2 protein-coding genes are annotated in these 6578 nt (G+C 43.9%); one reads left to right on the top strand and one right to left on the bottom strand.

The features are described 5' to 3' along the window. Nucleotides 1-1501 precede the first annotated feature (1501 nt). The gene (locus tag EHW67_RS19870) at nucleotides 1502-2884 is read left to right on the top strand and encodes a capsule assembly Wzi family protein (RefSeq protein ID WP_126164162.1); all 1383 of its coding nucleotides are present in this window, start codon (nucleotides 1502-1504) and stop codon (nucleotides 2882-2884) included. A 975-nt stretch (nucleotides 2885-3859) separates the two neighbouring features. Here the strand turns inward: EHW67_RS19870 and dnaK are convergent. After that, on the bottom strand, nucleotides 3860-5773 hold the full coding sequence (dnaK, locus tag EHW67_RS19875; protein WP_126164163.1) for a molecular chaperone DnaK: 1914 nt from the start codon (nucleotides 5771-5773) through the stop codon (nucleotides 3860-3862). Nucleotides 5774-6578 lie beyond the last annotated feature (805 nt).

Genomic DNA, 6578 nt, shown 5'->3' on the forward strand with positions numbered 1-6578 from the left:
TAGCAAGCTAGAACCTTCAAATCTTTTTTCGCCAGACCCTATGTGAAATCTAAACATCAAATACTTGTATCGAGAAGCGAAAGGGGTTACCTCGGGTGACAAGCAGTCAATTAACAATTAGTAATTTTCCAAATTGCTTCATAAACCCATTGCTACATTTTCACATTGGTACATTTTCACATTAACCAATTTCCACATTGACAATCCCTTAACCGTATAACCATATAACTACATAACCATATAAGTGAGACCTCTCGTCGACCTGAAAAAGGTCTCTGTCCAGGTGACTTGGAAAAATGAAGTGTAGATAGTTATTAACCATTAGCTAAAAGAGCTAAGAAAAAAGAGAAGAGAGAAAAGACAGTTGATTGGTGGAAAAAGCCCACCCTTTAGGGTCGGGGGAAGGCTTTTTCAATGAACAATAACCAATTCCCAATCTCCACATAAACCCATTGTTACATTCCCACATTGTGACATTTCCACATTAACCCATTGTTACATTCCCACATTGCTACATTTTCACATTAACCAATTTCCACATTGACAATCCCTTAACCGTATAACCATATAACTACATAACCATATAAGTGAGACCTCTCGTCGACCTGAAAAAGGTCTCTGTCCAGGTGACTTGGAAAAATGAAGTGTAGATAGTTATTAACCATTAGCTAAAAGAGCTAAGAAAAAAGAGAAGAGAGAAAAGACAGTTGATTGGTGGAAAAAGCCCACCCTTTAGGGTCGGGGGAAGGCTTTTTCAATAAACAATTAGCAATTAGCAATAAACAATAAGGAGTGAACAGACTTTAGAAATCAGTAATCAGTGGGCAGTAATGAGTAAACAGTGAGCAATGTCCGGTCGAGCTTGCCTACCGCAGGCAGGCCTGCCCGGCCGTCAGGCGGGTGATTTTATGGAGCATAGCGGAATAAAATTGTATTGAGAAGCGAGAAGCAGACGGGGAAACACCAAACCAGTTCTCGATACAACATACCTAACGGCTACGTCACTTCGAGTGTTTTTATGCAGCACAGCGAAATAAAATTGTATCGAGAAGCATTCGAACTGACGACTTTCCTTAACCATATAACATCCAACAAAATAAGTGAGACCTCTCGTCTACCTGAAAAAGGTCTCTGTCCAGGTGACATGGAAAAATGAAGTGTAGATAGTTACTAACCATTAGCTAAAAGAGCTAAGAAAAAAGAGAAGAGAGAAAAGACAGTTGATTGGTGGAAAAAGCCCACCCTTTAGGGTCGGGGTAAGGCTTTTTCAATGAACAATAATCAATTCCCAATCTCCACATAAACCCATTGCTACATTTTCACATTAACCCAGTAACCCATTAGTACATTTTCACATTAACCCATTAAACCATTGCTACATTACTCCCCCTTTTTCCATTTTTCTTATTTCTTATACCTTTTCCCCTCCTCTAATCCCAAATAAATGCATAAATTGTGCCCTTCGTAACCGGAACACCATATAGACGGAAATTACATTTCAATGATTAAAAAATTAGGCGTACTCCTTACTTTTACAATCCTCCCCCTACTAGTAAAATCCCAAGACCACTTTATAACCGACCTAGGACTACGGGCCCTGATCCATGGCGAAGAAAATTCCTTTTGGTCCCATAGCAATACCAACGGATTGGTGGACAAAAGCACCTGGCTATTGGGCACGGTGAACACCGAATACTCTACCTACCTCAGCGAACATAGCCGACTGGCCTTTGGTGGCGGTATATATTATGCCCTTAACCAGGAACAGGAAGATGGGGCAGCAATAAACCAATACTATGGGGTGTACGAACTCTATAATTTTGGCCTTACCTTAGGGGCCAAACAACGGCCACTAAAACGTATGGGGCTCTCCAGCGTGGGCGGTGACATCCTATGGAGCAACAATGCCCGACCCCTGCCAGGGGTTGAAGTGGCCACCATCATCCCACTCAGAATCTCCAATGTAATAAGCCTGGATGGCGCCTTTGGGCACTACCTCCTTAATGATGACAGGGTGGTAGACAAGGCTAGGATACACCATAAAGAACTAACCTTTAACTTTAACACTTCCAGGAACTCTGTCTTATCTCTTGGTCTCCACCACTACGTCCAATGGGGAGGCGTAAGTGAGACCCAAGGTCCCCAGCCCGATGGCATTAGGGACTACCTACGGATTGTCTTTGGTCTCTCCGGTACCACCTACTCCTCTATGGGCGATCAAATAAACGCCCTGGGCAACCATATAGGTTCCTATCACCTGGATTATAAATACAACTTTAGGAACAGTCAGCAGCTGCACCTTTACTACCAGACCATTTTTGAGGATACCTCTGGGCGCGAATGGCAAAATTTCCCCGATGGAGTCTGGGGTGCCTTCTGGTCCTCCCCCAGAAATAATTATGTAAAAGGATTGCTGTATGAATACCAGCATAGCCTTTCCCATAGTGGCTATGCCCCTAATCGTGGGTCCGACAACTACTTTAGCAATGGTATTTACCGTTCTGGCTGGACCTATTTTGGCAACGTTATAGGCACCCCTTTTATCACTCCCAATGAGGAAGTAACAGCCATAATCAACAATACCTACGCGGCCCATCATATTGGGATTACAGGGCAACTGTCCAAAATAGGCTATATGGTCAAGGGCAGTTATGTGGAAAATATGGGACGTCATCGAAGCCGGTGGGATCCCACCCATAAAAACATATACACCTACCTATCCCTTCACTACCAACCCTCCAAAAGGGAATACTACGGCATTAGCCTGGGCACGGATTTCAATGACCCCAATGACAACCAATTTACCCTGGGACTGGAATACCGCTATCGCTTTGGCCGCCTAGACCGCAGTATGGAAGAATGCAATTGCCGAAGAAACCTGTAGGACTTTGGACAATTAACAGTTAGCAATTAGCAATAAACAATAGGGAGTGAACAGTCTTCTGTGAACAGTTTTCAGTAAACAGTGGTCAGTAAACAGTATTCATTACGTCATTGCGAGTGAGTCTGCCGTCAGGCCGGCGTAGCGCGGCAATCTGCTTATTTATGGTAAGATTGCTTCGTCGCAAAAGCTTCTCGCAATGACGCCCATTCAAATCTACATGCCAAACACCGTCACTTCGAGTTTACCTACCGATATGTAGACCTGCCTACCGCAGGCAGGCGTGCCCGGCCGTCAAAAGGGTTTAGCTCCTTAAAGGTGGGCCTCTGTGCCGTCACTTCGAGCAAGCCTACCGCTAGATAGGCGTAGCGCGGCAATCTGATTATTTATGGTAAGATTGCTTCGTCGCAAAAGCTTCTCGCAATGACGCCCATTCAAATCTACATGCCAAACACCGTCACTTCGAGCAAGCCTTTCGTCACTTCGAGTGATTTTATGAAGCGTAGCGGAAAAAAATTGTATCGAGAAGAAGAAAGGGTTACCTCGGGTGACAAGAAGTCAATTGACAATTAGCAATAATCAATTAACAATAAACAATGTGGAGTGAACAGTCATCAATAATTAGTAAACAGTTGTCAGTGAGCATTGAGCAGTCATTAGTCAATAGGCAAAAGCCAAAAGTGCAATGAGCTAAGAAAAAAGAGAAGAGAGATAAGAAGCTGGAGTGAACAGTAATCAGTTGTCAGTTGCTTTAACCTTATTAACTGAATTAACAGACGTCATTGCGAGTGAGTCTGCCGTCAGGCCGACGTAGCGTGGCAATCTGCTTATTTATGGTAAGATTGCTTCTTCGCAAAAGCTCCCTGCCCCAAATCAGGCGGGATCGCAATGACGAATTCCCATAACCCCATAACCCCACCAACAAAAAACCCCCATCAATTGCTTGACGGGGGTTTTATTATGTAAAAAGAAAAATCCTTATTTCACTTCTTCAAAATCTACATCCTCAACGTTATCGGCAGATTCACTGGCCTCTCCGTTAGCAGATGCTGCATCTCCACCACCGGCTGGGGCACCTTGCTGTGCTTCCGCCTGGGCTTTGTACATTTCTTCCGATGCCACTTTCCAAGCCTCGTTGATATTATCCAAAGCAGGGGTAATAACCGCAAGATCTTTAGACTCATAGGCCTTTTTAAGCTCTTCCAAAGCCTCTTCTATTGGCTTCTTCTTGTCATCGGACAACTTATCGCCAAATTCGGATAATTGCTTCTCGGTCTGGAAGATCATTCCGTCTGCCTCATTCAATTTATCGGCAGTTTCCTTGGCTGTTTTATCGGCCTCTGCATTGGCTTCCGCCTCTGCCTTCATTTTCTTGATCTCCTCCTCTGTTAATCCGGAAGAAGCCTCAATTCTAATATCCTGACTCTTATTGGTAGCCTTATCGGTAGCCGATACTTTTATAATACCATTGGCATCTATATCAAAGGTTACCTCAATCTGTGGCACTCCCCTTTGTGCAGGTGGAATTCCGTCCAAATGGAAACGTCCAATGGTCTTGTTATCCTTGGCCATAGGGCGCTCTCCCTGCAACACGTGGATCTCAACAGATGGCTGATTGTCCGCCGCAGTAGAGAATACCTGCGATTTCTTGGTAGGAATCGTAGTATTGGCCTCTATCAACTTGGTCATTACACTTCCCATAGTTTCAATACCTAGGGACAATGGGGTAACATCCAATAAAAGAACGTCTTTTACATCCCCTGTCAATACCCCACCTTGGATGGCAGCACCTACGGCAACCACCTCATCCGGGTTAACCCCTTTGGAAGGTTTTTTGCCAAAGAACTTCTCTACGGCATCCTGTACGGCAGGGATCCTGGTAGATCCACCCACCAAAATAATCTCGTCTATATCGCTCTTGCTCAATCCGGCCGACTTCAAAGCGGCAGAACAAGGCTCAATGGTACGTTTTACCAAATCGTCAATCAATTGCTCAAACTTGGCCTTGGACAAGGTCCTTACCAAGTGCTTGGGTCCAGATGCGGTAGCCGTTACATACGGAAGGTTTATCTCGGTCTGTGCAGAAGAGGACAATTCAATTTTTGCCTTCTCGGCAGCCTCCCTTAAACGTTGCAAAGCCATAGGATCCTTACGCAGGTCTATATTCTCTTCCTTGTTAAACTCATCGGCCAACCAATCAATAATCTTTTGGTCCACGTCATCACCACCCAAATGGGTATCCCCATCCGTTGCCAATACTTCAAAGACACCGTCGCCCAATTCCAGGATAGATACATCATGCGTACCACCACCAAAATCAAAGACCACAATTTTTTGGTCCGTATCCTTCTTGTCCATACCGTAGGCCAAAGAAGCCGCGGTAGGCTCGTTTATAATTCTTTCTACTGTAAGTCCGGCAATCTCACCGGCCTCCTTGGTAGCCTGTCGCTGTGCATCGTTAAAGTAGGCAGGAACGGTAATCACCGCTCTACTCACATCCTGTCCTAAATAATCCTCGGCAGTCTTCTTCATTTTCTGAAGTATCATCGCCGACAATTCCTGTGGGGAATACAAACGCCCATCAATATCTACCCTTGGGGTATCGTTATCTCCCTTCACTACTTTATAAGGAACCCTGTCCGCCTCCTTGCTGGATTCGGAAAACTTATTTCCCATAAATCGTTTTATGGAATAAATAGTTTTATTTGGATTCGTAACTGCCTGTCTCTTGGCAGGATCTCCAACCTTGATCTCGCCACCCTCTACAAAAGCAATGACAGATGGAGTAGTTCTCTTACCTTCTGCATTTGGGATAACAACAGCTTCGTTACCTTCCATTACGGAAACACAAGAGTTTGTTGTTCCTAAATCTATTCCAATAATTTTACTCATGTTTATATATTTACTGTTTTGAAAATTCTTTTTAGTACTCGGCTCTAATAGGTCAATGATTGTGCCATGACAAAAAATATGACAAGCTGTCAGAATCACCTCCCCACACCCCCACATATTTTCAGGTTTTATTGTTTTTGGGCATTCCCCCTTGGCCTTAAATATGCCAAGCGGTCGTGCTTTCCATTGCTAGTCCCAAAAGTGTCCTATGCCAAGTCCCCCTTTTGGGAGCTATCCATTGCAATCACTAATGCGACTTTTTCAATGAACAATGAACAATTAGTAATGAGCAATAAACAATGTGGAGTGAACAGATGGCAGTAATCAGTGGTCAGTAATCAGTGGTCAGTAAACAGTAATGAGTAAACAGTGGTCAGTCATTAGGCAAAAGCCAAAAGCTCAATGAGCTAAGAAAAAAGAGAAGAGAGATAAGAAGCTGGAGTGAAGAGTAATCAGTAAACAGTTGTAAGTGAACAGTAATCAGTTGCTCAAACCTTAATAAATGCCGTCATTGCGAGCAAGCCTACCGCTAGGTAGGCGCAGCGTGGCAATCTGCTTATTTATGGTAAGATTGCTTCGTCGCAAAAGCTTCTCGCAATGACGTAGCCCCTTAAATAAATATCAATTAGCAATAAACAATGTAAAGTGAGCAGTGGTCAGTCATTAGTCAATAGGCAAAAGCAAAAAGCCTCTTAGAAAGCCTAACGGCCTATTTTTATATGCGTAGTAAATCAAGGGATTTTTACAGCAGGAAAAGGGAGGCGCAGCTAAAACTCCTTAACCGCAGAGGACCGAGAGGTAAATG

Source organism: Arenibacter aquaticus, from assembly GCF_003957295.1.
Classification (GTDB): domain Bacteria; phylum Bacteroidota; class Bacteroidia; order Flavobacteriales; family Flavobacteriaceae; genus Arenibacter; species Arenibacter aquaticus.

Bases quoted from the DNA above. Each gene is read 5' to 3' on its own strand.
- dnaK (WP_126164163.1), bottom strand. From the start codon at position 5,773: ATGAGTAAAATTATTGGAATAGATTTAGGAACAACAAACTCTTGTGTT.
- EHW67_RS19870 (WP_126164162.1), top strand. From the start codon at position 1,502: ATGATTAAAAAATTAGGCGTACTCCTTACTTTTACAATCCTCCCCCTA.